At 40.4% G+C, this 22997-nt stretch carries 25 protein-coding genes and 1 pseudogene; 22 read left to right on the top strand and 4 right to left on the bottom strand.

Going from position 1 to position 22997, the window contains the following annotated elements; translation table 11 throughout:
• Positions 1–165: 165 nt before the first annotated feature.
• The 7 genes from AC3ZVC_RS10510 to AC3ZVC_RS10540 all read left to right on the top strand — a co-directional run bounded on the left by AC3ZVC_RS10510 (position 166) and on the right by AC3ZVC_RS10540 (position 7375).
• Entirely contained in the window at positions 166–855 is a 690-nt protein-coding gene (locus AC3ZVC_RS10510; RefSeq protein ID WP_490068318.1) for an O-methyltransferase, read from the top strand.
• Between the two features lie 5 nt (positions 856–860).
• Positions 861–1790, top strand: coding sequence for a peptidase U32 family protein (locus tag AC3ZVC_RS10515; RefSeq protein WP_490068320.1), 930 nt, complete (start codon positions 861–863; stop codon positions 1788–1790).
• 54 nt (positions 1791–1844) lie between these two features.
• The gene (locus AC3ZVC_RS10520; protein ID WP_490068323.1) at positions 1845–3113 is read left to right on the top strand and encodes a peptidase U32 family protein; all 1269 of its coding nucleotides are present in this window, start codon (positions 1845–1847) and stop codon (positions 3111–3113) included.
• A 4-nt stretch (positions 3114–3117) separates the two neighbouring features.
• Positions 3118–3753, top strand: a complete 636-nt coding sequence (gene udk, locus AC3ZVC_RS10525) for a uridine kinase (RefSeq protein ID WP_214724843.1) — start codon at positions 3118–3120, stop codon at positions 3751–3753.
• 360 nt (positions 3754–4113) lie between these two features.
• A complete protein-coding gene (gene greA / locus AC3ZVC_RS10530) occupies positions 4114–4590 on the top strand; it encodes a transcription elongation factor GreA (protein WP_490068325.1) in 477 nt (158 codons plus the stop codon).
• 65 nt (positions 4591–4655) lie between these two features.
• Positions 4656–6446, top strand: a complete 1791-nt coding sequence (locus AC3ZVC_RS10535; RefSeq protein ID WP_490068326.1) for a peptidoglycan D,D-transpeptidase FtsI family protein — start codon at positions 4656–4658, stop codon at positions 6444–6446.
• A 245-nt stretch (positions 6447–6691) separates the two neighbouring features.
• Positions 6692–7375 carry a YrrS family protein gene (locus tag AC3ZVC_RS10540; protein WP_490068327.1) on the top strand — a complete coding sequence of 228 codons (684 nt, stop codon included), beginning with the start codon at positions 6692–6694 and terminating at the stop codon, positions 7373–7375.
• Between the two features lie 101 nt (positions 7376–7476).
• On the opposite strand, the gene AC3ZVC_RS10545 is transcribed toward AC3ZVC_RS10540, so the two are convergent.
• Complete coding sequence (locus AC3ZVC_RS10545; RefSeq protein ID WP_214724834.1) at positions 7477–7683, bottom strand: YrzA family protein; 207 nt, start codon at positions 7681–7683, stop codon at positions 7477–7479.
• 266 nt (positions 7684–7949) lie between these two features.
• On the opposite strand from AC3ZVC_RS10545, the gene mtnN reads away from it, so the two are divergent.
• The 4 genes from mtnN to sigK all read left to right on the top strand — a co-directional run bounded on the left by mtnN (position 7950) and on the right by sigK (position 11106).
• Positions 7950–8654, top strand: a complete 705-nt coding sequence (gene mtnN / locus AC3ZVC_RS10550; RefSeq protein WP_490068888.1) for a 5'-methylthioadenosine/S-adenosylhomocysteine nucleosidase — start codon at positions 7950–7952, stop codon at positions 8652–8654.
• 161 nt (positions 8655–8815) lie between these two features.
• Positions 8816–9076 carry a YrhC family protein gene (locus tag AC3ZVC_RS10555; protein WP_490068330.1) on the top strand — a complete coding sequence of 87 codons (261 nt, stop codon included), beginning with the start codon at positions 8816–8818 and terminating at the stop codon, positions 9074–9076.
• A 387-nt stretch (positions 9077–9463) separates the two neighbouring features.
• Positions 9464–9604 carry a YrzI family small protein gene (locus AC3ZVC_RS10560; RefSeq protein ID WP_490068332.1) on the top strand — a complete coding sequence of 47 codons (141 nt, stop codon included), beginning with the start codon at positions 9464–9466 and terminating at the stop codon, positions 9602–9604.
• A 785-nt stretch (positions 9605–10389) separates the two neighbouring features.
• Positions 10390–11106, top strand: coding sequence for an RNA polymerase sporulation sigma factor SigK (gene sigK, locus AC3ZVC_RS10565; protein ID WP_110066085.1), 717 nt, complete (start codon positions 10390–10392; stop codon positions 11104–11106).
• A gap of 21 nt (positions 11107–11127) precedes the next feature.
• Here the strand turns inward: sigK and AC3ZVC_RS10570 are convergent, their stop codons facing one another.
• The gene (locus AC3ZVC_RS10570; protein WP_490068333.1) at positions 11128–12105 is read right to left on the bottom strand and encodes a F510_1955 family glycosylhydrolase; all 978 of its coding nucleotides are present in this window, start codon (positions 12103–12105) and stop codon (positions 11128–11130) included.
• 475 nt (positions 12106–12580) lie between these two features.
• Between AC3ZVC_RS10570 and AC3ZVC_RS10575 the strand changes: the two genes are divergently transcribed.
• Positions 12581–12730: a hypothetical protein gene (locus AC3ZVC_RS10575; RefSeq protein ID WP_490068334.1), complete on the top strand. Its 150-nt coding sequence runs from the start codon at positions 12581–12583 to the stop codon at positions 12728–12730.
• A gap of 280 nt (positions 12731–13010) precedes the next feature.
• Complete coding sequence (locus tag AC3ZVC_RS10580) at positions 13011–14810, top strand: M3 family oligoendopeptidase (RefSeq protein ID WP_490068336.1); 1800 nt, start codon at positions 13011–13013, stop codon at positions 14808–14810.
• A gap of 38 nt (positions 14811–14848) precedes the next feature.
• On the opposite strand, the gene pssA is transcribed toward AC3ZVC_RS10580, so the two are convergent.
• On the bottom strand, positions 14849–15388 hold the full coding sequence (pssA, locus tag AC3ZVC_RS10585; protein WP_490068338.1) for a CDP-diacylglycerol--serine O-phosphatidyltransferase: 540 nt from the start codon (positions 15386–15388) through the stop codon (positions 14849–14851).
• A 189-nt stretch (positions 15389–15577) separates the two neighbouring features.
• Between pssA and AC3ZVC_RS10590 the strand changes: the two are divergent.
• Positions 15578–16355, top strand: a pseudogene (locus tag AC3ZVC_RS10590) (phosphatidylserine decarboxylase).
• Positions 16356–16689: 334 nt separating this feature from the next.
• Here the strand turns inward: AC3ZVC_RS10590 and AC3ZVC_RS10595 are convergent.
• Complete coding sequence (locus AC3ZVC_RS10595) at positions 16690–16830, bottom strand: sporulation histidine kinase inhibitor Sda (RefSeq protein ID WP_026584554.1); 141 nt, start codon at positions 16828–16830, stop codon at positions 16690–16692.
• A 799-nt stretch (positions 16831–17629) separates the two neighbouring features.
• On the opposite strand from AC3ZVC_RS10595, the gene AC3ZVC_RS10600 reads away from it, so the two are divergent.
• The 8 genes from AC3ZVC_RS10600 (at position 17630) to AC3ZVC_RS10635 (ending at position 22898) form a co-directional block, all read left to right on the top strand.
• Positions 17630–18145: a YqeG family HAD IIIA-type phosphatase gene (locus tag AC3ZVC_RS10600; RefSeq protein ID WP_490068341.1), complete on the top strand. Its 516-nt coding sequence runs from the start codon at positions 17630–17632 to the stop codon at positions 18143–18145.
• A 3-nt stretch (positions 18146–18148) separates the two neighbouring features.
• Positions 18149–19255, top strand: coding sequence for a ribosome biogenesis GTPase YqeH (yqeH, locus tag AC3ZVC_RS10605; protein WP_490068342.1), 1107 nt, complete (start codon positions 18149–18151; stop codon positions 19253–19255).
• Between the two features lie 217 nt (positions 19256–19472).
• Complete coding sequence (aroE, locus tag AC3ZVC_RS10610) at positions 19473–20312, top strand: shikimate dehydrogenase (protein ID WP_490068344.1); 840 nt, start codon at positions 19473–19475, stop codon at positions 20310–20312.
• On the top strand, positions 20306–20596 hold the full coding sequence (gene yhbY, locus AC3ZVC_RS10615; RefSeq protein ID WP_214727634.1) for a ribosome assembly RNA-binding protein YhbY: 291 nt from the start codon (positions 20306–20308) through the stop codon (positions 20594–20596). The genes aroE and yhbY overlap by 7 nt, the downstream gene beginning before the upstream one ends.
• Positions 20597–20635: 39 nt before the next feature.
• Positions 20636–21205 carry a nicotinate-nucleotide adenylyltransferase gene (locus AC3ZVC_RS10620; RefSeq protein ID WP_490068345.1) on the top strand — a complete coding sequence of 190 codons (570 nt, stop codon included), beginning with the start codon at positions 20636–20638 and terminating at the stop codon, positions 21203–21205.
• Entirely contained in the window at positions 21195–21761 is a 567-nt protein-coding gene (gene yqeK, locus AC3ZVC_RS10625; RefSeq protein ID WP_490068346.1) for a bis(5'-nucleosyl)-tetraphosphatase (symmetrical) YqeK, read from the top strand. The genes AC3ZVC_RS10620 and yqeK overlap by 11 nt, the downstream gene beginning before the upstream one ends.
• Positions 21762–21765: 4 nt before the next feature.
• On the top strand, positions 21766–22122 hold the full coding sequence (gene rsfS / locus AC3ZVC_RS10630; RefSeq protein ID WP_490068347.1) for a ribosome silencing factor: 357 nt from the start codon (positions 21766–21768) through the stop codon (positions 22120–22122).
• Entirely contained in the window at positions 22119–22898 is a 780-nt protein-coding gene (locus AC3ZVC_RS10635; RefSeq protein WP_490068349.1) for a class I SAM-dependent DNA methyltransferase, read from the top strand. The genes rsfS and AC3ZVC_RS10635 overlap by 4 nt, the downstream gene beginning before the upstream one ends.
• The last annotated feature ends 99 nt before the right edge of the window (positions 22899–22997 follow it).

Genomic DNA, 22997 nt, shown 5'->3' on the forward strand with positions numbered 1-22997 from the left:
CGCGACACTCCTCTAAAATGCATTCGCATTTTCTTCGTGCGGGGTTTATTCGGTGGAGAGTTATTCAAAGTCCTGCAGGAGAAGCGAACCCGAGGAGGCTCCCGGAAGCCCGCGGAAAGGGAGTGCCAAAAGCGTAAATCACCACCAAGGGTAACAGCAGGCTAAATGATTTTTAAAGGTGATAATAAAATTACGTTTAATCGAGGTGATGCCAGCTTGATGAACGATAAGCTGCATGAGTATATAGAGGAAATGGTACCGGAAAGGCCTGAATTGTTAAGCAAAATGGAACACTATGCCAAAGAGCATAATGTGCCAATTATGGAGCTGGCAGGAATAGAGGCTATGCTTCAGCTATTGCGCATACAAAAGCCAAAGACTATTTTAGAAGTAGGTACTGCAATTGGCTATTCCGCACTAAGAATGGCATATGCACTCCCTGAAAGCAACATTGTTACGATTGAGCGGGATGCTGAACGCTACCAGCTTGCAGAGCAGTATATAAATGAGTCGGGTAAAAATGGACAAATTCTCATTATAAAAGGAGATGCTCTGGAAGTAGAGGAAGACGTTCAGAAACATGGTTTATATGATGCCATTTTTATTGATGCGGCAAAAGGTCAATATCAGCGCTTTTTTGAAATGTATTCCGGTTATCTTGCTCAGGATGGAATGATTATTACAGATAACGTCCTTTTTAAAGGCCTTGTGTGCGAGCCTGAAATTGAGAGTAAGCGTATCCGGAATCTTGTAAAAAAGATAGATGGTTTTAACAAATGGTTAATGAGTCATCCTGAATACTACACAGTCATACTGCCTGTAGGGGACGGAGTGGCAATTAGTAAAAAGAGGTGAAAGAAGTGAAAAAACCTGAACTGTTAGTGACACCAACAAGTGTCGAAGATATTCTTCCATTAGCTTCTGCTGGTGCAGACGCCTTTGTGGTTGGAGAACAGCGATACGGCTTGCGGCTTGCAGGAGATTTTTCAAAAGAAGATATGAAAAGAGCAATAGAAATCGCCCATGGTCATAGAAAAAAAGTATATGTGGCCATGAATGCATTATTCCATAATGATAAAGTGCCGGAGCTTGAGGGATATATCAGCTTTTTAAAAGAGATAAATGCTGATGCGATTATCTTTGGAGATCCAGCAGTTTTAATGGCTGCCCGATCTGCTGCACCTGACATGAAGCTTCATTGGAATACTGAAACGACAGCCACAAACTGGTATACATGCAATTACTGGGGAAGAAAAGGTGCTGCACGCGCAGTTCTTGCACGCGAGATTAATATGGATGCCATCGTTGAAATCAAAGATAATGCTGAAGTTGAAATTGAGGTGCAGGTTCATGGTATGACAGCGATGTTCCAATCCAAACGTTCCCTTCTTGGAAATTATTATGAATATCAGGGGAAGGCACTGGAAGTAGAGAACCGCCAGCAGGAAAAAAATATGTTCCTTCATGACAAAGAACGTGAAAATAAATATCCGATTTTTGAGGACGAAAACGGCACTCATATTATGAGCCCAAACGACATCTGCATTATTGATGAGCTGCAGGATATGATGGAGGCCGGCATAGATTCCTTTAAAATTGATGGGGTATTAAAGAGTCCCGAATATATTATTGAAGTCACTAAACTATATAGAAAAGCAATCGATACATTTGTCAAAGACCCGGATCAATATGATGAAATAAAAGATGATCTTTTAACAGAAATAGAAAAGATTCAGCCGGCTAACCGCCCGCTTGATACAGGGTTCTTCTTCAAAGAAACCGTATATTAATCCGTGCTGGATGTAGAAATTTAAATAAATCAATATGAAAGAGGAGGCAGCTTTATGACAGCGGTTAAAGCTAATATTTCTGAAATTGTCAATGGCAAAAGGGTTATTGTGAAGAAGCCTGAATTGCTAGCTCCGGCTGGAAACCTTGAAAAGCTGAAAATTGCCGTTCACTATGGTGCCGATGCTGTGTTTATTGGCGGGCAGGAATACGGGCTGCGCTCAAATGCCGGCAATTTCACCTTTGAAGAAATGAAAGAAGGCGTAGAGTTCGCCAAAAAATATGGAGCAAAGATTTATGTGACAACAAATATTTTTGCACATAACGAAAATATTGAAGGTCTGGAGGATTATCTTCTTGGACTTAAAGAAGCGGGAGTTGCCGGAATTATTGTAGCAGATCCGCTAATAATCGAAACCTGCCGCCGTGTTGCTCCTGAAATCGAAGTGCATTTAAGCACACAGCAATCCTTGTCCAACTGGAAAGCTGTTGAGTTCTGGAAGGAAGAAGGCTTGGAACGAGTTGTTCTTGCACGTGAAACAAGTGCAGAGGAAATTAAAGAAATGAAGGAAAAAGTTGATATTGAAATCGAAACCTTCATCCATGGTGCAATGTGTATTGCTTATTCTGGTCGCTGTACGCTCAGCAACCACATGACAGCCCGTGATTCTAACAGGGGAGGCTGCTGTCAATCATGCCGCTGGGATTACGACTTGTATCAGCTTGAAGGCGAAAATGAAGTTCCTTTATACACAGAAGGGGATGCTCCATTTGCTATGAGCCCTAAAGATTTAAAGCTAATCGAGTCTATTCCGCGTATGATTGAACTGGGAATTGATAGCCTGAAAATCGAAGGACGCATGAAATCCATTCATTATATTGCAACAGTAGTAAGTGTATATCGAAAAGTGATTGACGCTTATTGCGCAGATCCAGACAACTTTATAATTAAGCAGGAGTGGCTTGAAGAGTTGGACAAATGTGCTAATCGTGAAACTGCTCCAGCGTTCTTTGAAGGGGTTCCGGGGTATAAAGAGCAAATGTTTGGAAATCATAGCAAAAAGACGAATTTTGATTTCGTTGGTTTAGTATTGGATTACAATCCAGACACACAGATGGTTACTCTTCAGCAGCGAAATAATTTTAAGCCGGGGCAGGAAGTTGAGTTTTTTGGCCCTGAAATTGAGAACTTTACACAAGTCATCGATAAAATTTGGGATGAAAAAGGCAATGAATTGGATGCAGCACGCCACCCGCTCCAAATTGTTAAATTCAAGGTTGAAAAGCCGGTATACCCTAACAACATGATGCGAAAGGAGCTCTAACCGAATGAAACGCAAACCCGTTGTAATTGGGGTAGCCGGCGGTTCCGGCTCCGGAAAAACGAGTGTAACAAAATCGATTTACGATCGCTTTAAAGGGCATTCTATCTTGATGATCGAACAGGATTACTATTATAAAGACCAGACGCATTTGCCATTTGAAGAAAGATTGAAGACTAATTATGATCATCCGCTTGCATTTGATAACGATTTGCTGATAGAGCATGTTGAAAGCCTGCTGAGGTATGAGCCAGTGAACAAGCCAGTATATGATTATGCGATGCATACAAGATCCGAAGAAGTGATCAAAGTCGAGCCAAAGGATGTCATTATCCTTGAAGGGATCCTTGTTCTGGAGGATGAAAGGCTCCGTAACTTGATGGATATTAAATTATATGTCGATACGGACGCAGATTTGCGTATTATCCGCCGCCTCTTTAGAGATATTAAGGAGCGCGGCCGTACAATGGACTCAGTCATTGAACAGTATGTAAATGTAGTACGTCCGATGCATAATCAATTTATCGAACCAACGAAAAGATATGCGGATATCATTATCCCTGAAGGCGGACATAATTATGTCGCTATCGATTTAATGGTCACAAAAATTCAAACAATTCTTGAACAAAAGTCATTTTTATGAAACAATAGCATAGAAAATGTTCAATAGGATTCATTATTTTTAACACTTAGGCTGTGTTAAAGCTTCTTGATGATTTTGGCACCCTGGTGATTGGAGCGAAAGAAACTCCAGCGGGAGAAGCGAGTCAAAGGGAGACCCTTCTGACGGGAATGCGCCTTGGAGGCTCCCGGACCGCCTGCGATTCGCTAAGCACCGAGCGAAATCAACAGGCAAGGTTAACAAAGCTAAAAATATTTCATGCGCGCCCTTTAACGAGGACGCGCTCCTATTCATTTTCCTAAAAATCTGATATAAAGAAGTACATACACATTATAGAAACACAAACCATAAAGGAATGTGTAATTCGAAGGAGTGAAGGTTTTGGCTACAGAAAAAGTTTTCCCTATGACACAAGCAGGTAAAGAAAAGCTTGAGCAGGAACTTGAGTATTTAAAATCGGTTAAACGTAAAGAAGTAGTTGAACGTATAAAAATCGCTAGAAGCTTCGGCGATCTTTCCGAAAACTCTGAGTATGATTCTGCTAAAGAAGAGCAGGCTTTTGTAGAAGGCCGTATTACAACACTTGAAAATATGATCCGCAATGCGAAAATCATCCAAGAGGAAGAAATGGCTGGAGATACTGTTGCACTTGGCCGTTCTGTTACTTTTGTTGAACTTCCAGATGGAGACGAAGAAACGTATACTATCGTAGGAAGTGCAGAGGCAGATCCTTTCGAAGGAAAAATCTCAAACGATTCACCCATCGCAAAAAGCCTGATTGGGCGTACGATTGGGGACGAAGTAACTGTACAGACTCCTGGGGGAGAAATGAACGTACGTATTGTATCCATTAAATAATATTTTTAAATTCGAATAGTTTGAAATCAGAAAACCTCGTCAAGACTTTTGACGAGGTGTTTTTTATGTGGAGAAAAAGAGCAGTTGGCTGGCTTATTATAAGTTTTGCAGGTCTATTTTTGCTGGTGGGAAGGCTGATTCAGCTTCAACTCATATCGACTGAACATTTTACAGACAGGGGAATAAATCTGCTCGAAGCAAGCGTTCGCCAAAGATCACAGGAAATGGTCATTGATACTGGAAGGGGAAACTTTTTGGATCGCAACGGCAAGCCCCTCACTCATAAAAATATTCCTGTCCTTATTTTATTTCCGTTCCTGGCAAAAATGGATTGGGATATAGAACGGGTTTCGGAAATTACAGGTGCATCGGATTATTCTCTCCGATATTCAGTTGAAAACGCCAAGGAGCCTTTCGCTTTTGGCAAGCCTGAACCGCTCCAGTTGACTGAGGAACAAATGGAGAAAATAAATGCGCTAAAGATCCCAGGAGTTTTTGCTGTTGAGAAGAAGTACAACATTTTAGAGAGTCCAGCTGCACAGTTAATCGGAATTACAGGAGAAAATCAAAATCTCGTTAAGGAAAGGTACCCCGATAAAGAGTTATCCATCAGCACAATGGTGGGTATAACAGGCATGGAGAAGAGCTTCGATGAATTTTTGCTTCCTGAAGGTGCTTCTAAGCTAGTCTACCATGTTGATGCAACTGGAGGCCCCTTATTCGGCATCAATGTGAAATATGTAGAGCCTGCTAATCCTTTCTATCCTGTCAATATAAAGACAACCTTGGACTATGATCTTCAAATGATGGCGGAAAATTTGGCTGATCAGCATGGCATCAAAAAAGGAGGAATTGTTCTCCTGGATATTGAGACGAATACTGTATTGGCGATGGTATCGCGCCCTGCCGTTAATAAAGATAATCCATTTGAGAAAGAAAGCGGCGGAGCCGTCAATCAAATGATAAAACAGCAAATTATGGGGTCAGTATTCAAAACTGTCGTTGCTGCAGCAGCCATTGATCATGGATTGGATGATCCTGCAAGGCAATTTGATTGCAGCAAGAAAATTAATGGGCAGCCAGACCTGAAGTACCAGCATGGAATGCTTAATTTCAATGATAGCTTTGCAAGAAGCTGCAATAATACATTTGCTACCGTAGCAAATGAATTAAAAGATATTGATTCCGAATTGCTGGAGGTTTATGCAGAGAGGTTATCGCTGACGGGTCCTGTAAGCTGGCAAGGCGATATATACCATTTTAATGACTTTAGGCAGCTCCAGGATGAAGAAAAGGGCCGTGTGTTTTTATCAGAAGATGCCAAAAAGGACCGCAATTATGTTGCCTTAACAGGGATTGGCCAGCACGAAGTCAGAGCCACCCCTCTTGCTGTTGCCAATATGATGGCAACAATAGCGCGAGGCGGACAGAAAGAAATGGTTCGGGTTGCTTCAGAAATTGAATATAAAAACAGTACATCTCTTTTGGAGTTTAAGAAACAAAAGCTGATCGGAGAAACGGTTGCTCCTTATACAGCTATGAAACTTCAAAAACTTCTAAGAGAGGTTGTGATTAATGAGGATGGAACCGGGAGATGGTTCAAAGAACTTCCGTATGAGGTAGCCGGCAAATCCGGTACTGCCGAGACAGGAAGAATAGTGGGCGGCAAGCAGCTCCATAATAAATGGTTTGCGGGTTATTTCCCTTATAAAAACCCGAAATATGCGCTTGTTACAGTAAATCTTGGCGTAACAGAGGATACAGGCGGTGTGAATCCCCTATTTGCAGACTTGGTGAAAGGGATATACAACTTTAATCATAAAGAAGAAGTTCCGCCCTTTGGCTCTGCAGATTAATAAACAACTATGATATATTGTAACTTTCCAAATGGCTTCAGCGTCCATTTTATTGAAAGAAATAAACGTACTGCTGCTTTTTTCATGGAAAAGGTTATTTCTTTTAAGATAACCTTATGTCGTGTTAGAATGTTCACAGCCGCAGTTTGGGAAGTAACGACTTAAATGAGGCGTGGCTAAATAGTTTTATGCCTTTCATTAGCATTATTGTGTAATCCTGATAAAAGTTTGGGGAGGAGAAAGCCTTGAAAGGGAATGAGCATTCATCAAGAGAGTCCCGGTTAGGTAAACGGGAAAAAAGAAAAAAAACCAATATCATTTTAAATAGTTTAATCGCGCTTGTTGTATTACTAATAATCGTTGTGTCAGCTAAAATTTTCTTTGGCGGGAACAATGATGAAGAGCTACAGGCGGAGGAACAAACAGCATCTGAGAATGAGATAAAAGAAAATGAAAAGAATAAAGATAATCAAGCCAGTGATTCTGAACAGGAAGAAGCAGAAATAGATAAGGCTAAAGAAGACGAAGAAAAAGCAGCAGCAGAGAAGGAAGAAGCTGAGGAAGCTGAAGATAAATCAAAAGAAGAAAATGAAAAAGTTGTAACGGAAGGCGGAAGCTCGCCGGATGTTGAAAAAACAATCGAAAATCCAGCATGGAAACCGGTCGGCACGTCCCAATCAGGTGAACATACTGCAGTCTATGACCAGAATGCCGTAGACTGGCAGGAAATGCTTCAGGCAATCTCTTATGCTACTGGAGTCGATCAAAGCAATATGACGGTATGGTTTCTTGGCAATAATGGACAAAACAAATCTGTAGGAACCATATCAACAAAGGACCAAAGCGAAAAATATCGTGTCTATATTGACTGGGTGGACGGTCAAGGCTGGAAGCCGGTAAAGGTAGAAGTGTTAAATGAAATTAATTAAAAAATAGACTAGGTTATTGTTAATTGCTGCTCCTGGCACTATGCACCTAAAATCAACAGACATGTTTAACATAGCAAAAAAATAAGGACGTCTAAGCGCCCTTATTTTTTTGCCTTGAAATGTACAACGGCAGAGTAATAAGTTCTTCCATTCTCGTCAAGGTGCATTTGATGGGAAACATGATGGACAGATAAAAGAATCGCCTTGTTATGTTCGATTTGGCTATTTATCTTCTTTTCAAGCTCCTTTAATGAAGGAGCCTCATAAAATTCAACTTTATCTTCAATTAAATCAAACTGAAAATTCATAAACAAAATCATCCTTCCTTATGCAAAGTTCAAACAAAGATTTTCTATCATTTATTTTAGAGCCGGCAGACTGTTCTGGCAAATATCTGCAGTATTTATTTCTTGGGAGCGGTTTGCACATTCGATAGATGGAAAAATTCCTGGCAGTGATGGTAGAATAGTCTTTGCAGAAGCAAATAGCACGTTCCTGAAGTTTTTACATAAAGCATGGTGCGTTCCACCCGGCTATAGAAAAAGCCATAGAAAATATGAAAAGAGGTTTTATGATGAAAATAGCGATTATTGGAGCTATGGAAGAAGAAGTTACTTTACTCAGAGATAAAATAGAAGGCAAAGGACAGGAAACCATCGCCGGCTGCGAGTTTACAACAGGAAAGATGAATGGAACGGAAGTAGTCCTGCTGCGTTCTGGAATTGGGAAAGTGAATGCTGCCATGTCTACCGCTATCCTTTTAGAGCGGTTTAAGCCGGATTATGTTATTAACACTGGATCGGCTGGCGGTTTTAACCCTGATTTAAATGTGGGGGATGTTGTAATTTCCACAGAGGTAAGGCATCATGATGTAGACGTTACCGCTTTTGGCTATGAATATGGACAGGTGCCGCAACTGCCGGCCGCGTTTGAAGCTGATAGCAGTCTGGTTAAAATTGCAGAGGAGTGCGCGAAGGAGATCCAGGATATTCAGGTTGCGAGAGGATTGATTGCGACGGGTGACTCCTTTATGAATGATCCGGCAAGAGTCGACTATATCCGTGATAAATTCACAGATCTGCAGGCGGTAGAAATGGAAGCAGCGGCTATCGCCCAGGTCTCTTACCAATTTAAAACTCCTTTTGTAGTCATTCGCTCTCTGTCAGATATTGCAGGAAAAGAGTCCGATATTTCTTTTGATCAATTTTTGGAAAAGGCCGCACTCCATTCGGCCAGTCTGGTTATGAAGATTGTTGAGGCCATTAGCCAAAATAAATAAGAAAGCAAGACAAATTATTAGGCGGTTTTCATTGAGAACCGCTTTCTCTTATTGGATGATCCTAAAGTGCTTACAATATTTACATCACCTGGACTACTGCTTTCTATGTTAAAGTAGGATTATAGTCTTAAAAAAGATCTATAAAATAGAAGGTGATAAAAATGAAAAAGGAAGCAAAGCTCTTGTTTGAAAAAATGGTGGACTTCAAGCGGTTTGCTATTGCTCTGCTTGCTGTCGGTTCATTTTTTTACCTGGGTTTAATTATTCCCGACACTGCAAATACAATGTTGGATTTATATATAATGGCTGGATCTTCTTCCGTTTTCCTGTTTGGATCCATTTATTTCTTTGCGCTCTCCAAGCGTTTCCGCGCTAAGCTTAACGAAATGGACGAAGGCCAGGAATTCCTGATGAAAAAATAAAAGGATGTAAACGCCCTGCTTCAGGGTGTTTTTTTTTATCGACTTATACTTTCTAAAAAAAAATTTAAAAAATATCCAAAAAAAGGTTTACAAACCATTTGTGCGTGGATATAATTACCAGTGTAAGTGAAAAATTCAAACAAGGAGGTCGAATGAAATGATGATCAAAGGTATTGCATTAGAAGCAGAATTAAATATTTATTTTACCGAATTCGACCTACATGGAATGGATCGCTTGACTTTTTGACAGTACATATCCATGCCGCAGGGAGGAATCGTGCTCTGCGGCTTTTTTATGCCTTCATGATCAAGCTGCAGAGAGTGTATATCTCTTTGCGGCTTTTTTGTGCCTTTAGGCGGGATATGAAAGAGGAGGTGGAAAATCTAATGACCTTAAATATATTATTTTTGACTGTAACCATTAAAAAACGTAAATTATCTGCAGAAGATATTATGCATGAACAAATGGTCAAAAAAATTCAGGACCAAAACCGTGACCGTCAGTTTTCAATGTATCGCCCGTTTTAATAAAAATGACTTTAAAAAAACATGAAAGGTGGTTAGGAAAATGATTTTTCGTATTCAAGGACGTCAGGCAATTTTCTGGGTGGAGAAAGACTCCACCTAACAATACTGTGTTAGGAGGAAATTGGGTATGTCACTGCATGTTTTAATTTTGACTCTTCGATTCCGGAAAAAAAAGAAATAACCTTTTCTGTTGCTGTGATTAACAGAATGTTCACATTCACCTGCTATTTAGAAGGGAAAAACATGGTACATTAAAGGAAACCAGGAATTTCTAAAGGGGTGTGGGAGATGTTCTCGATTGTTATGGGATTGGTTATTTGCGGAGCAATTGGCTGCATCATTGCCGCGGAGGTAAGCGTAACAGAGTAGCAAGATAAAAAGAGCCAGGCAATTGCCTGAAAAAAGGACTGACTGCTAATTTGTCAGTCCTTTTTACTTGGAAATAACCATAGAAATACTACAATTGCGGCTGTTGCCAGTAATAAAAGTAAAGGCTTTAAAGAAAAGCCGTCAAAAATGAATTTTGCCAGGCTATCCAGCAAAACAATGAAAAAAACGAGTGCCAAAATTATACGCTGCGCGTTCAAAAGTAAGACCTCTTTCTCTTTTTATATAATCTCATCATAAAAAAAAACCTATTAAATGTCCATTGGATGACCGCGAAGTAGAAAGGGGAAATTTTCCTTTTGAAAATATCTATATGGGACAGACAAAAACAACTCCATGCTTACATAGGAATTAGTTATAGGCCTTTTTGAACACGCATTAAAAGCGGGGGTGGAACAATGTCCGGAATTTTAACTGCACTTGGTTATTTGGTTAAGGAAATTGTGTTCCTTGTATCTTATGTAAAAAATAATGCATTTCCTCAACCGCTGTCACCTGCAGATGAAAAAAAATACCTGCGATTGATGGCTGCTGGAGATGCGCATGCCCGTAATATGCTGATCGAACATAATCTCAGGCTGGTTGCTCATATCGTAAAAAAGTTTGAAAATACCGGAGAAGATTCTGAAGATCTGATATCTATAGGGACGATCGGGCTGATAAAAGCAATTGAGAGCTATTCAGAAGGCAAAGGAACAAAACTGGCCACATATGCAGCCCGGTGTATAGAGAATGAAATCCTTATGCATTTGCGGGCTTTAAAAAAGACAAAGAAGGATGTATCGCTTCACGATCCAATTGGACAGGACAAAGAGGGTAATGAAATATCCCTTATTGATGTACTCAAGTCAGAATCCGAAGATGTTATAAATACGATTCAGCTTAATATGGAACTTGAAAAAGTGAAGGAATATATTGATGTTTTGGATGACAGGGAAAAAGAGGTCATTGTCGGCAGGTTTGGGCTGGACTTGCAAAAAGAAAAAACCCAGAGAGAAATTGCAAAAGAACTTGGCATTTCAAGGAGCTATGTTTCCCGCATAGAGAAGCGGGCACTAATGAAGATGTTCCATGAGTTTTATCGGGCAGAAAAAGAAAAGCGTAAAAATAACTAAAGGGACAGCCTGGCTGTCCCTTTAGTTATTTATTCTGCCATTTTTTAATAAAAGCTCCCAGTTCTCGCCGTTGTCTGCTGACTCATATAAATCCTTCAGGTAGGTCGAGAAAGCAACCCTGCCGCTATTATTATAATCTGCTGCAATATATGTAATAGGGTTGTCATAGCTAAGAAATGGAATTTCGACCATGGAGGTTTCCATTGTTTCAAGATTCAGCTTGTTCAGTAATACCTTTTCCTGCTTAACAAATGCATAGTACAAACTGTCTTCCGTGAATGCCAAAGCTGTAGCCATGATTGGTTCAGACACTAAGTCTACTGTTTCTCCTTTATCACGGGAAAAAAAGATTCCGCTTCTCGTAGACATTGCCATTATATTTGCATAATCAGGGTGGGCTGCTATCATCCCGAGTGTGTCAGCATCCAATCCTTTTAAACTGACTGGGTCCCAGGTTTGCCCTTCATTTTCTGAACGATATACCCCGGCATCAAGCTCAGTGTTTTCCTCCTGATTGATAATATAAATTATACCCGTGTTGTAGCCAGCTGATAAAAAAGGAAATGTACTCTCACCGTAAAACATCAGATCTTCAATCGATTTGCCTTTATCTGTGCTTTTTACAATGCCAAGGGGGTCTTTTAAATCAGAATCTTCGTCTGGATGGCCACTGGCAATATAACCGTCTTTTACTGCCTGAAACCCCATATAGTCGTGGTTCTGGGTGGAAGTTTCATGCCATGCCCCATCTTTGAAAAGCTTTAATCCGTCACTGGATGAGAGGTATAGCCCTGTATCATTTCCAGGATAGCCTATCCCCTGGATGTGTTCAATTTGCTGGGCTGAGGCACTGGTAAATTCATAGGGAGTTTCTTCAACAGCCTTTTTAGAAGGTAGCTCCTTTGGACTTTCACTTTTTTGCTCCTCTAAAGAACAGCCCGCTGCAAACAAGACAAGTAAGGTTATTAAAAGAAGTACCCCATTCCTGCAGAGTTTCATTTTTTTCACTCCAATTGACCGAAATAAAGATGTTTCTATCCGTTGTCATTATAAATCATTTAAAGTCAAAATAAAAAACCCTTGCCTGCGGAAAGGGTCCATAGCTGATATAAATTCAATGTTATGCTTCCTAATGGGGAATAAGCGAAATTTTTTGTCTTTTCTCTTTCTTGATATCCGAAATGTTTTTTGTCATTTTTCCTTTTCCATTACAGACAGGGCAAGTTTTCTTTATAAATTTATAAGCTTTTATGCTGCCTGTTCCTTTGCATTTATTGCAGATGGATATGATTTTCATTTAACACTCCTCCCTTAATTTTCCTCTTGCTATTATTATATGATGCGTTTTTTTAGCGGTGCTCAGGAAAATATGGATTTTGCTAATCTATCGCAGTGAATTTGATGTAATCGCCTAAACGCTCCTCCTGTTTGACACATATCTTAATAATAGAAGACGAAGGGAGGTAGAAGCATTATGCCTTATGGTTATTACGGCTATCCGGTTCCACCTTATACTGGAGGATATTACGGGGGTGGAGGATTCTGGCTGGCACTGTTGGTGGTGCTGCTGATTCTGCTGCTAGTCTTTGGAGGATTTGCCTATTATGGCGGTTATTATAAATAGTGAATTACAGCCTAGCTCATACCGCAGTCGGTATGGGCTTCTTTTATCAGGATAAAAGATTTTGCTATGTTACAGCCATTGTTGATTTTGGCACCCTGTTGATTGGAACGTAAGGTGCGAATAAACAGGCAAGTCCAGTTTTTTTAGAGCCAATATTTTAGATGCACTGAGTTCTAATGCTTCGTTTTTTAATAAACTATTCGGTCATTTTGATAGAAATTTCCGAAAAATTAATTTATAATACTTCTGTATACGAAATATTTTTTACAGGGGGAAAATCATGACTGCTACAGCATATTCGACAGTTTGGGATTTGGATGCCTTTTTTAAAGGCGGAAGTGCTTCAGAGGAGTTTGGACAGCACTTGCAAGAAACAAGAAAATATATAGAATCATTCTATAATCAGGTACATAAATGGCAGCCTTCTAATTCAGCTGCAGATGCACAGGCAATCAGTGAGTTTATAGATTTATTCCAGCAAACTGCTAAAAAGCTTCGTCAGGCAGGAGCCTTTGTCAGCTGCCTGCAGGCTCAAAATACAGAAGATAAGAAAGCAAAAGCCCTTAGAGGATCTACTACTGAGTTAAGTGCATCTTTTCAAACTGCCTTAACGATTTTTGATCAGAAGCTCGCGGGTTACGGTCAGGAAGTATGGGCCGAAATTCTGAAGGACGATAGCTTGAATGAACTGGCATTTGTATTAACAGAGCGGCGTGAGAGTGCAGCAGAAAAGTTATCTCAAGAGGAAGAATCTGTGATTAATGCTTTAGCAATTGATGGTTACCATGGCTGGGGCCAAATGTATGATGTGATTGTAGGGAATATAAAAATCCCCCTACTTGAAAATGTGGAGGAAAAGCAGCTTTCAGTGGGCCAGGCAGCGAATAAATTTTCAAATCCGGACAGAGCTCTCCGGAAGGAAGTTTTTGAAAAATGGGAAGAAGCATGGAGCGGCCAGGCTGATTATCTATCCAAAACTTTGAATCATTTAGCTGGCTTTAGATTAAATACTTATAAATTAAGAGGATGGGATGATTTCCTGAAAGAGCCCCTTGATCTGAACAGAATGAAAAAAGAAACCTTAGATACAATGTGGGAGGTTATCTCTAAAAATAAATCTCCTCTTGTTAAATACCTAAATCGAAAGGCAGAGCTTCTGGGCATTAAGAAATTAAGCTGGTATGACCTGGATGCACCGCTTAGTAAAACAGAGACGAAAGTATCCTATCAGGAGGGTGCAGAATTTATCCTGGAACAGTTTTCTCTTTTTGGGGAGGAAATGACGGCTTTTTCCAAAAAGGCATTTGAAGATAAATGGATTGAGGCAGATGATCGCCCAGGAAAGGCCCCTGGCGGTTTCCATACCTACTTCCCGGAAAGCAGCCAGTCAAGGATCTTTATGACCTACTCGGGAACACCCTCTAACATTTCTACCTTGGCCCATGAACTTGGACACGGATTCCACACTTATGCAATGAGAGACCTCCATTTATTGAACCGCAGCTATGCGATGAATGTAGCGGAGACAGCATCCACTTTTGCTGAAATGATTGTTGCAGATGCAGCCGTTAAAAATGCCAAGTCAGAGGAGGAAAAACTTGCACTTCTGGAAGAAAAGGTTCAAAGATCGGTAGCTCTTCTAATGAACATCCATGCCCGTTTCCTTTTCGAATCCCGTTTTTATGAAGAAAGAAAACAGGGCAATGTGAGTGCAGAACGATTGAATGAGTTAATGGGCGAAGCTCAAAAAGAAGCTTATGGAAACGCGCTGGATGAATACCATCCATCTTTCTGGGCTTCAAAGCTGCATTTTTATATTACAGGCGTTCCATTCTATAATTTCCCATACACCTTTGGCTATTTGTTCTCACTGGGCATTTATGCACAGGCTCTTACAGAGGGAAAAGGATACGAGGAAGATTATATTGCTTTATTAAAGGATACGGCTTCCATGACGGTTGAGGAATTAGCGATGAAACATTTAAATGCTGACTTAACAAAACCGGAATTCTGGGAAAGTGCAGTTCAATTGTGCATTGATGATGTAGAGGAGTTCCTTTCATTAACGGAAAAAAAGTAAAAAAGAAAGAAGCCGTGCTCAATTGAGACCGGCTTCTTTTACATTTTTTTTAGTTTAAAAGGACTTATCATTAAAAAGGAAAGGGTCAGCATGATAAACAGAAATAAAGGTTCGGGCCAATAAGGGACAGCAAGAAAACTCAATGTAGCAAGACAGCCGGCAGCAGTAATGGGAAGGCCGGTAAAATATCCGTTATTTTCACTAATGTTGAACCGTGCAAGCCGAAATGCTCCGCACCCGATATAAAGGATTGTGAAGAACGAACCAGGTGCTCCAAATTCAGACAATAACCCCTGATACAATAAAAGTGCAGGAGCTACTCCGAATGATATGATATCACTCATAGAATCAAGCTGCTTTCCCAATTCCGATTCAATATTCATTTTCCTTGCTGCCATCCCGTCAAAACGATCAGCAAGAGCAGCCACAAAGATAAGCAGCACACTTAAATTCAAATTTTCATTAATAGCAAATAAAATGGCGAAGCCTCCTAAAGACAAATTAGCCAGTGTAAGGACATTGGCTGTCTGTGTCTTTAGCTTCTTGATGGTTAAATCAAGAACATCAGATAAAAACATTTTATACACTCCTTGTAATGTTAAAGGGATAGCAACAGGTTTGACAGATAGATATACATTCTACAAAATGGTGGCAAAGCTGGGGGAGTTTGTGGCAAACTTAGTTTAATTTGTTATATAATAATATTTTACTCTATGTTTTTTATGCCTGTTCGTAAAGAACATATTTCATTTTAGGGGGCCTGCCAGTTGATTAAGTCTTTATATCGCCTGATGATTGAGCTTACAAATGGGAGATGGACATCCGCACTGCTGCAAAGTTTTGCACGATCAAAATGGAGCAGATGGGCCATTCCTTCATTTTCAAAGATCTATAACATAAAAGAGAGTGAGATGGAAAGGGAGTTAAAGGAGTACCCTTCCCTTCATGAGTTTTTTATCAGGAGGCTAAAAGCAGGGGCACGAATCACGGATGAAAGCCCTGATTCGGTTGTCAGCCCTGTAGATGCTGTTATTGAGGATATAGGGAGCATCCAAGCCAGGCGTATTATCACTGTGAAAGGAAAAGATTACTCCATCTCAGAGATGCTGGGTGAGAATAAAGCGAAAAAATATACCGATGGCACTTTTATGATATTTTATTTAAGTCCCAGTCACTATCACCGGATTCATAGCCCTGTAACCGGAAAGGTAGCAGACCAATGGGTACTCGGTTCAAAATCTTATCCGGTGAACAAATGGGGATTGAAATATGGAAGGAGCACCCTTTCAAAGAATTATCGAAGCATCACAGAGGTAATGCATGGAACTGCATCTATTGCAATTGTAAAAGTGGGTGCCATGTTTGTTAATTCCATTGAGCTTATCCATGAAGGAGATCGAGCTGGAAAAGGGAAAGGAAATGGCTTATTTTTCATTCGGTTCAACTGTCATTCTTCTTTTCGAGAAAGGAAGGTTTAAGCTGAATCCATCCATTAAGGCACCGGCTCACATAAAAGTAGGGGAGCGAGTAGGAAATATTTTATAGAAGAAGGCTGTTTTCGCAAACTTTGTTGCTTTTTAAAAAAGTAGTAAGGAGTGGTCGATTTCCGCTCCAGGATGCACAGTGAACCCCGGGGCGAGCGGTGAGCATCCTCGGTGCGCAGCACCTGTGGGGTCTCACCTGTCCCACTCCTCCCGCTGGACTTTGAATAAACACCGCACCAAGGAAATACGAATTTTCATTTTCGAGGAGTCTCGCACCTTGCGCTCCAATCAACCAACCTTATTTATCAAGGTTCTTATTTACAACATCAACTTAAAAACAACAATCTTTTGGAAAAAGAGCCTAGAAAAAAAGCCCTGTTCAGGGCTTGTACTTTTTAAGAAGAGACTTTTATTCTGTTAGATAATGAGCGCCGGTGGATTTCTGTTTCTATTAAACGGATAAAGTCTTTGCTGAGCTGCAGTTCCCTTGCTTTATGATAGGATTCAATAAGTAATTCATCTGACAGTTTACGCATGCCTGCCCCACCTCCAGGAAAAAGGAATATACGGTTCTAACTGATTATTTTTATACATATAATGTAAGATTTTATGTTGTACCCCTACTCTAGCAAAATTAAACGATTAGAACAACTGTTCTGTTATCCACAGGTGATGGTGGATAACCTGTGATTATTTTGTTTATAAAAAGGGGAAAAGTATAAGAATCACATTGGATTATGTGCATAAAGTTATCCACAGCTATCAAAGGAAGTTGGGTTTTGTCGAAAAATTTTTAAATTTAGGTAAAAAATCCTATGTTTCTCATAGAAATTCCCTTTGTTTGAGTGTCTTTCACCTTTTTGTGGAATCGTATAAAATAGTACTCGCTGGAATAGTGCTGGTTTTCTTGGTGTGGATAAGTGTTTTTTATACATTGATGGAAGGCATATTGGTGTTTGTTTTTGAAAGAGCGGATAAAATTGGTTATGATGTAATCGGTAATTGTCTTTTGTGAACAATAATAAGGAAATACTCTTTTCAAAAAGTTGTTGTTTTTAACTAGCTTTAATGAATAACATGGATAAATAAGGTTGTTTGATTGGGGCGTAAGGTGCTAATCCCGCGAAAATGCATTCGCGTTTCCTTCGTGCGGTGATGATTCGAGGACTGCTTATTCAAAGTCCAGCGGGAGGCTCCCCGCCCACCCCGCGGTTCGCTGAGCATCCTGGGGGGAAATCAACCTCGCCTCACTACTTGTTTAAAAAGTAACAAAGTTTGTGAAATCAGCTTATGGAAAAAATGGACAATACGAATAATGATTGAGGTGTAAATACAGTGTTAAAGCATTTTTTGCCTGACCAGCATGTGAAAAGTATCTTTGAGATTACTCCGCATAGTTTAAAGGAAAAAGGTATTAAAGGAATTATTACGGACCTGGACAATACTTTGGTGGAATGGGACAGGCCCAATGCAACTCCCAAACTGATTAGCTGGTTTGAAGAAATGAAGCAAAGCAATATAATGGTAACAATTGTATCAAATAATAATGAAAGCCGTGTAAAGGCATTTTCCCACCCTCTTAATATTCCGTTTATTTATCAGGCAAGAAAGCCAATGGGGCGGGCATTTCGAAGAGCTCTTTCAGAAATGGGGCTTAAAAAAGAAGAAACTGTGGTCATAGGTGACCAATTGCTGACGGACGTACTGGGCGGAAACCGCAGCGGCTTCCATACCATATTAGTTGTGCCTGTTGCACAAACAGATGGATTCATTACAAGGTTTAACCGCTTAGTTGAAAGAAGAATTTTAAATTGGTTTAGAAAAAAGGGAATGATTCAGTGGGAGGATTAAAAAGTGAGTGAAGAGCAATATGTTTGTATAGGATGCGGGGTTAAAATTCAAACGGAAAACCCTGAAGATTTAGGCTATGCCCCTCATTCAGCGCTGCAAAAGGAAGCGATCATATGCCAGCGCTGCTTCAGGCTAAAACATTATAACGAGGTTCAGGATGTGAGTCTCACTGATGATGACTTCCTGAAAATCCTGAACGAAATTGGACAAAGTGATGCGCTCATTGTCAAGATTGTTGATATCTTTGATTTTAATGGCAGCTGGCTTCAGGGGCTGCACCGTTTTGTTGGAAATAATAAAATTCTTTTAGTCGGAAACAAGGTGGATCTGCTTCCGAAATCAGTGAAGACAAATAAGCTGATTAATTGGATGAAGCAGGAGTCAAAGCAGCTTGGATTAAAGCCCGAAGAGGTGTTTTTGGTAAGTGCGGCGAAAGGCCAATTCATCACCGAGGTTACAGAGGCTATTGACCAATACCGTGAAGGCAAAGATGTGTATATAGTTGGCTGTACAAATGTAGGAAAATCTACTTTTATTAACCGGATTTTAAAAGAAGTAACAGGTGAGGGAGATGTCATTACCACTTCTCATTTTCCTGGTACCACATTGGACATTATTGAAATTCCTTTATCGGACGGAAAAGCTCTGGTCGATACACCAGGAATTATAAACCATCATCAGATGGCCCACTATGTTGATAAGCGGGATTTAAAGGTTATTACACCCAAAAAGGAAATTAAGCCTAAAGTTTACCAATTGAATGAAGGCCAGACTCTGTTCTTTGGAGGGCTTGCAAGGTTTGATTATATTTCAGGAGGCCGCAGTTCATTTGTTTGCCATTTTTCTAACGAAATAAATATACATCGCACAAAAATGGAGAATGCTGATGAATTATATCAAAACCATGCAGGTGAAATGCTTACCCCTCCAAGAAGGGAACAGATGGATACTTTTCCGGAGCTTGTTAGGCATGAGTTTACAATTAAGGAACCGAAAACAGATATCGTTTTTTCCGGGCTGGGGTGGATTACAGTTAACGAAGCAGGTGCAAAGATAGCTGCATATGTTCCTAAAGGTGTTCATGCAATAGTGAGAAAGTCTTTGATATAGTTTATTTCCATACATCAAAAGCTGCATGTGTTACCTATGATAACAGTCTAGCTCCATTGGTACTACATTGGAGAATTATCTACGCACGACAAAAAGCGCTAGCTTTTAGGAGGAGGCGCCCAGCTCGAGGTCTTAAGCGAGGCTAGCTGCGGCTTCCAGGGACTAGAAGTCATGGGCGATTAGCGGCGCCTTACGCTTTTCAAAAGGGGAGAGGAATTTGAAAAAGTTCTATGGTGTTATAGGCGATCCTATATCACATTCAATGTCGCCTGCCATGCATAATGATTTATTTCAAGCTTATGGCATTGATGCCCATTATCAGCCGTTCCATGTAAAAAAAGAAAACCTGGGGGATGCGATAAAAGGGCTCAGGGCGATAGGGATATCGGGATTTAATGTTACTGTACCGCATAAAGAGGCGATCATACCTCTTTTGGATGAGCTGGATCCCTTGGCAAATGCCATTGGAGCTGTCAATACGGTTGTTAACCATAATGGCAGGCTTAAAGGCTTTAACACAGATGGAAGCGGATATGTGAAAGGGTTGCTAAAGGAAATTTCGACTTTAAAGGAAAAGAAGGTGTTAGTAGTGGGTGCAGGTGGAGCTGCCAGAGCCATCTATTTTACAATGGCTAAAGAAGGGCCTCCATTGCTGGATATCTGCAACCGTACTGTTACTAAAGCTGATCTTATCGTGAAGGATTGTCCTTATCCTGTCCCAACTCGGGCATTCGATATACAGGAAGCTGAGGGGAATTTAGAGGCATACGATCTAATCGTTCAGACTACGCCAATTGGAATGCATCCGGACATTCAAAAGAGTCCGCTTTCCATACATAATCTTAAATCCGGATCCTTTGTGAGTGATATTATTTACAATCCGCTTGAAACACAGCTTTTGCGGGAAGCCAGGAAAAAGGGAGCCGGAACCCAAAATGGACTGGATATGTTTGTTTATCAGGGAGCCCTGGCTTTTGAAAAATGGACTGGCATTTCACCGGATATAAAAAGAATGAGAGATAAAGTCTTAAAACAACTGGGAGGATTATTATGCTAACAGGAAAGCAAAAACGTTTTTTACGTTCTAAAGCCCATCATTTAAACCCGATTTTTCAAGTAGGCAAGGGCGGGGTAAATGAAAACATGACTAAACAAGTAGGAGAAGCCTTGGAGGCACGTGAATTATTGAAAGTCACTGTCCTGCAAAATTGTGATGAAGACAGAGATACAGTTGCAGAGCAGCTGGTAAAAGGCACAAAAGCGGAGCTTGTTCAAGTTATTGGGAATATTATTGTTTTATATAAAGAATCAATAGAAAACAAACAAATCGAACTGCCATAAGAACAGTTTCATTCGGCATGCGGAAATGGAGGGGCGCAAATGGACAAAGTAGGCATACTGGGAGGTACCTTTAATCCTCCTCACCTGGGACATCTTATTATTGCAAATGAGGTTATGTGCTCACAAGGCTTGGATGAAGTATGGTTTATGCCGAACCAGGAGCCACCTCATAAGGAGAAATCCAATGCTGCCAGCAACCGTGACCGGATAGAAATGCTTAAGCTTGCAGTGGATGACCATCCAAGATTCAAATTGGAACTGATTGAGCTGGAAAGGCAAGGGCCTTCATTTACCTATGATACGATTAAGCTTTTAAAGGAAAACTATCCTCAAAAGCAGTTTTACTTTATTATCGGAGCTGACATGGTAGAGTATTTGCCTAAGTGGCACAACATTGATAAGCTTCTTGAAATGATTACTTTCATCGGCGTGCAGAGGCCTTCCTACAATCTCGTAACTTCCTATTCCCTTCTTTATTCAGAGGTTCCGGAAATGGGGATTTCATCGAGTATGATCAGGAGCAGGCTGAAGAAAGGCGGATCGATCCGCTATCTAGTCCCTGATCCAATTAGGAACTATATAAAGGAGAATCATTTATATGAATCGTGATCAGGCCCTGGCTATTGTTAAAGAACAATTAACCGAACATCGCTTTCTTCATACTATTGGTGTAATGGAAACGGGCATAAAGCTTGCGGAAAAGTATGGTGCAGATGAAAAAAAAGCAGAATTGGCTGCAATCTTCCATGATTATGCAAAATTTCGGCCAAAAGATGAGATGAAGGAAATCATTATTAGCAATCGTATGCCCGTTGAGCTCCTTGCATACAACAGTGAGCTTTGGCATGCTCCTGTCGGCGCTTATTTGGCTGAAAAAGAAGCGGGAATTACTGATAGCGAAGTTCTCGACGCAATTAGATACCATACTTCTGGAAGGGTAGGGATGTCATTGCTTGAAAAAGTCATCTACCTTGCTGATTACATTGAGCCCGGAAGGCATTTCCCAGGTGTAGAAGAGGTGCGTGAGTTGGCCAATTCTAGTCTGGATAAAGCACTAATAAAATCTGTACAGAATACCATTATGTTTTTAGTAAAAAAGGGGCAGCCTGTTTTTCCGGCTACCTTCCATACCTATAATGATCTTTTAATGAAAACGGAGGATTGATTGAATGAGTGAGAATACATTGCTGATGACTGCAGTAAAGGCAGCGGATGATAAAAGAGCAGAGGATATTACTGTCCTGAATATGCAAGGTATTTCCTTAATCTCTGACTACTTTATTATTTGCCATGGGAACTCTGACAAACAGGTGCAGGCCATTGCGCGGGAAATGAAAGAGAAATCGGAAGAAGAAGGATTTATTGTTAAAAGAATGGAAGGCTTTGATGAAGCCAGGTGGATTCTTGTTGATATGGGGGATGTCGTAGCACATGTTTTCCATCGTGACGAAAGAAGCTATTATAACCTGGAAAGGCTTTGGGGCGATGCGCCAGTTGAAAACGTCCAAAGCATGCTTAATCAATGAGCTATGGCAAGTTTGCTTATCTTTATGACCAGCTAATGGAGGATGTCCCATACGATAGCTGGGTGGAATTAATCAGCCAAAAGGTGGGTAAGTATGGTGTTCCAGGCAAAAAGCTGCTGGATCTGGCATGCGGAACAGGTCAGCTTGCGATTAGGCTTGGAAAACGGGGATATGATGTTACTGGTGTGGACCTGTCAGTGAATATGCTGGCTGTAGCTCAGGCTAAGGCCGAACAAAGCGGCCTGCGAATTCCTTTTTATCAGCAGAATATGGCTGAGTTGGAGGGATTTGGAGAATTTGATGTTATTGGGATTTTTTGCGATTCATTAAACTATCTAGAGACAGAATCAGAGGTCCAAGAAACCTTTCAGCGCGTTCATGGACACCTTAAAGATAATGGCCTCTTTATATTTGATGTTCATTCTATTTATAAAATTATGCAAATCTTTATGAATCAGACATTTGCTGAGAATGATGAAGAAATTTCTTATATATGGCATAGCTATCAGGGGGAATACCCCAACTCTGTTGAGCATGATCTCTCCTTTTTTGTTTTGGATGAAGCAACGGGAAGATACGATCGTTATGATGAACTTCACTTTCAGCGGACCTACCCTGTTGAAACCTATGACGGATGGCTACGGGAATGCGGTTTTGAGCTTTTGGAGGTTTCAGCTGATTTCCAAGATGCAGCTCCGGGAAGCCAGGCGGAACGGATTTTCTTTATTTCTAGAAAAAGTGCAGACACTAAAGGTGAAAAAGGTTCCGCTTCTTAGAATATCCATGATCATTAAAAAGGCCAGATTGCCAAAAGGCAATCTGGCTATAATTTTTTATTTGAATAGGAAGGATTTTTAATAGCTGATAAAGAATTA

This window comes from Cytobacillus sp. C11.1, assembly GCF_058145115.1.

What these genes read in the sequence shown, in the direction of transcription:
- AC3ZVC_RS10510 (WP_490068318.1), top strand. Translation starts at nt 166, where the DNA reads ATGATTTTTAAAGGTGATAATAAAATTACGTTTAATCGAGGTGATGCC.
- AC3ZVC_RS10520 (WP_490068323.1), top strand. Translation starts at nt 1,845, where the DNA reads ATGACAGCGGTTAAAGCTAATATTTCTGAAATTGTCAATGGCAAAAGG.
- udk (WP_214724843.1), top strand. Translation starts at nt 3,118, where the DNA reads ATGAAACGCAAACCCGTTGTAATTGGGGTAGCCGGCGGTTCCGGCTCC.
- AC3ZVC_RS10535 (WP_490068326.1), top strand. Translation starts at nt 4,656, where the DNA reads ATGTGGAGAAAAAGAGCAGTTGGCTGGCTTATTATAAGTTTTGCAGGT.
- AC3ZVC_RS10545 (WP_214724834.1), bottom strand. Translation starts at nt 7,683, where the DNA reads ATGAATTTTCAGTTTGATTTAATTGAAGATAAAGTTGAATTTTATGAG.
- mtnN (WP_490068888.1), top strand. Translation starts at nt 7,950, where the DNA reads ATGAAAATAGCGATTATTGGAGCTATGGAAGAAGAAGTTACTTTACTC.
- AC3ZVC_RS10555 (WP_490068330.1), top strand. Translation starts at nt 8,816, where the DNA reads ATGAAAAAGGAAGCAAAGCTCTTGTTTGAAAAAATGGTGGACTTCAAG.
- AC3ZVC_RS10560 (WP_490068332.1), top strand. Translation starts at nt 9,464, where the DNA reads ATGACCTTAAATATATTATTTTTGACTGTAACCATTAAAAAACGTAAA.
- sigK (WP_110066085.1), top strand. Translation starts at nt 10,390, where the DNA reads ATGTCCGGAATTTTAACTGCACTTGGTTATTTGGTTAAGGAAATTGTG.
- AC3ZVC_RS10570 (WP_490068333.1), bottom strand. Translation starts at nt 12,105, where the DNA reads ATGAAACTCTGCAGGAATGGGGTACTTCTTTTAATAACCTTACTTGTC.
- AC3ZVC_RS10575 (WP_490068334.1), top strand. Translation starts at nt 12,581, where the DNA reads ATGCCTTATGGTTATTACGGCTATCCGGTTCCACCTTATACTGGAGGA.
- AC3ZVC_RS10580 (WP_490068336.1), top strand. Translation starts at nt 13,011, where the DNA reads ATGACTGCTACAGCATATTCGACAGTTTGGGATTTGGATGCCTTTTTT.
- pssA (WP_490068338.1), bottom strand. Translation starts at nt 15,388, where the DNA reads ATGTTTTTATCTGATGTTCTTGATTTAACCATCAAGAAGCTAAAGACA.
- AC3ZVC_RS10595 (WP_026584554.1), bottom strand. Translation starts at nt 16,830, where the DNA reads ATGCGTAAACTGTCAGATGAATTACTTATTGAATCCTATCATAAAGCA.
- yhbY (WP_214727634.1), top strand. Translation starts at nt 20,306, where the DNA reads ATGCTAACAGGAAAGCAAAAACGTTTTTTACGTTCTAAAGCCCATCAT.
- AC3ZVC_RS10620 (WP_490068345.1), top strand. Translation starts at nt 20,636, where the DNA reads ATGGACAAAGTAGGCATACTGGGAGGTACCTTTAATCCTCCTCACCTG.
- yqeK (WP_490068346.1), top strand. Translation starts at nt 21,195, where the DNA reads ATGAATCGTGATCAGGCCCTGGCTATTGTTAAAGAACAATTAACCGAA.
- rsfS (WP_490068347.1), top strand. Translation starts at nt 21,766, where the DNA reads ATGAGTGAGAATACATTGCTGATGACTGCAGTAAAGGCAGCGGATGAT.
- AC3ZVC_RS10635 (WP_490068349.1), top strand. Translation starts at nt 22,119, where the DNA reads ATGAGCTATGGCAAGTTTGCTTATCTTTATGACCAGCTAATGGAGGAT.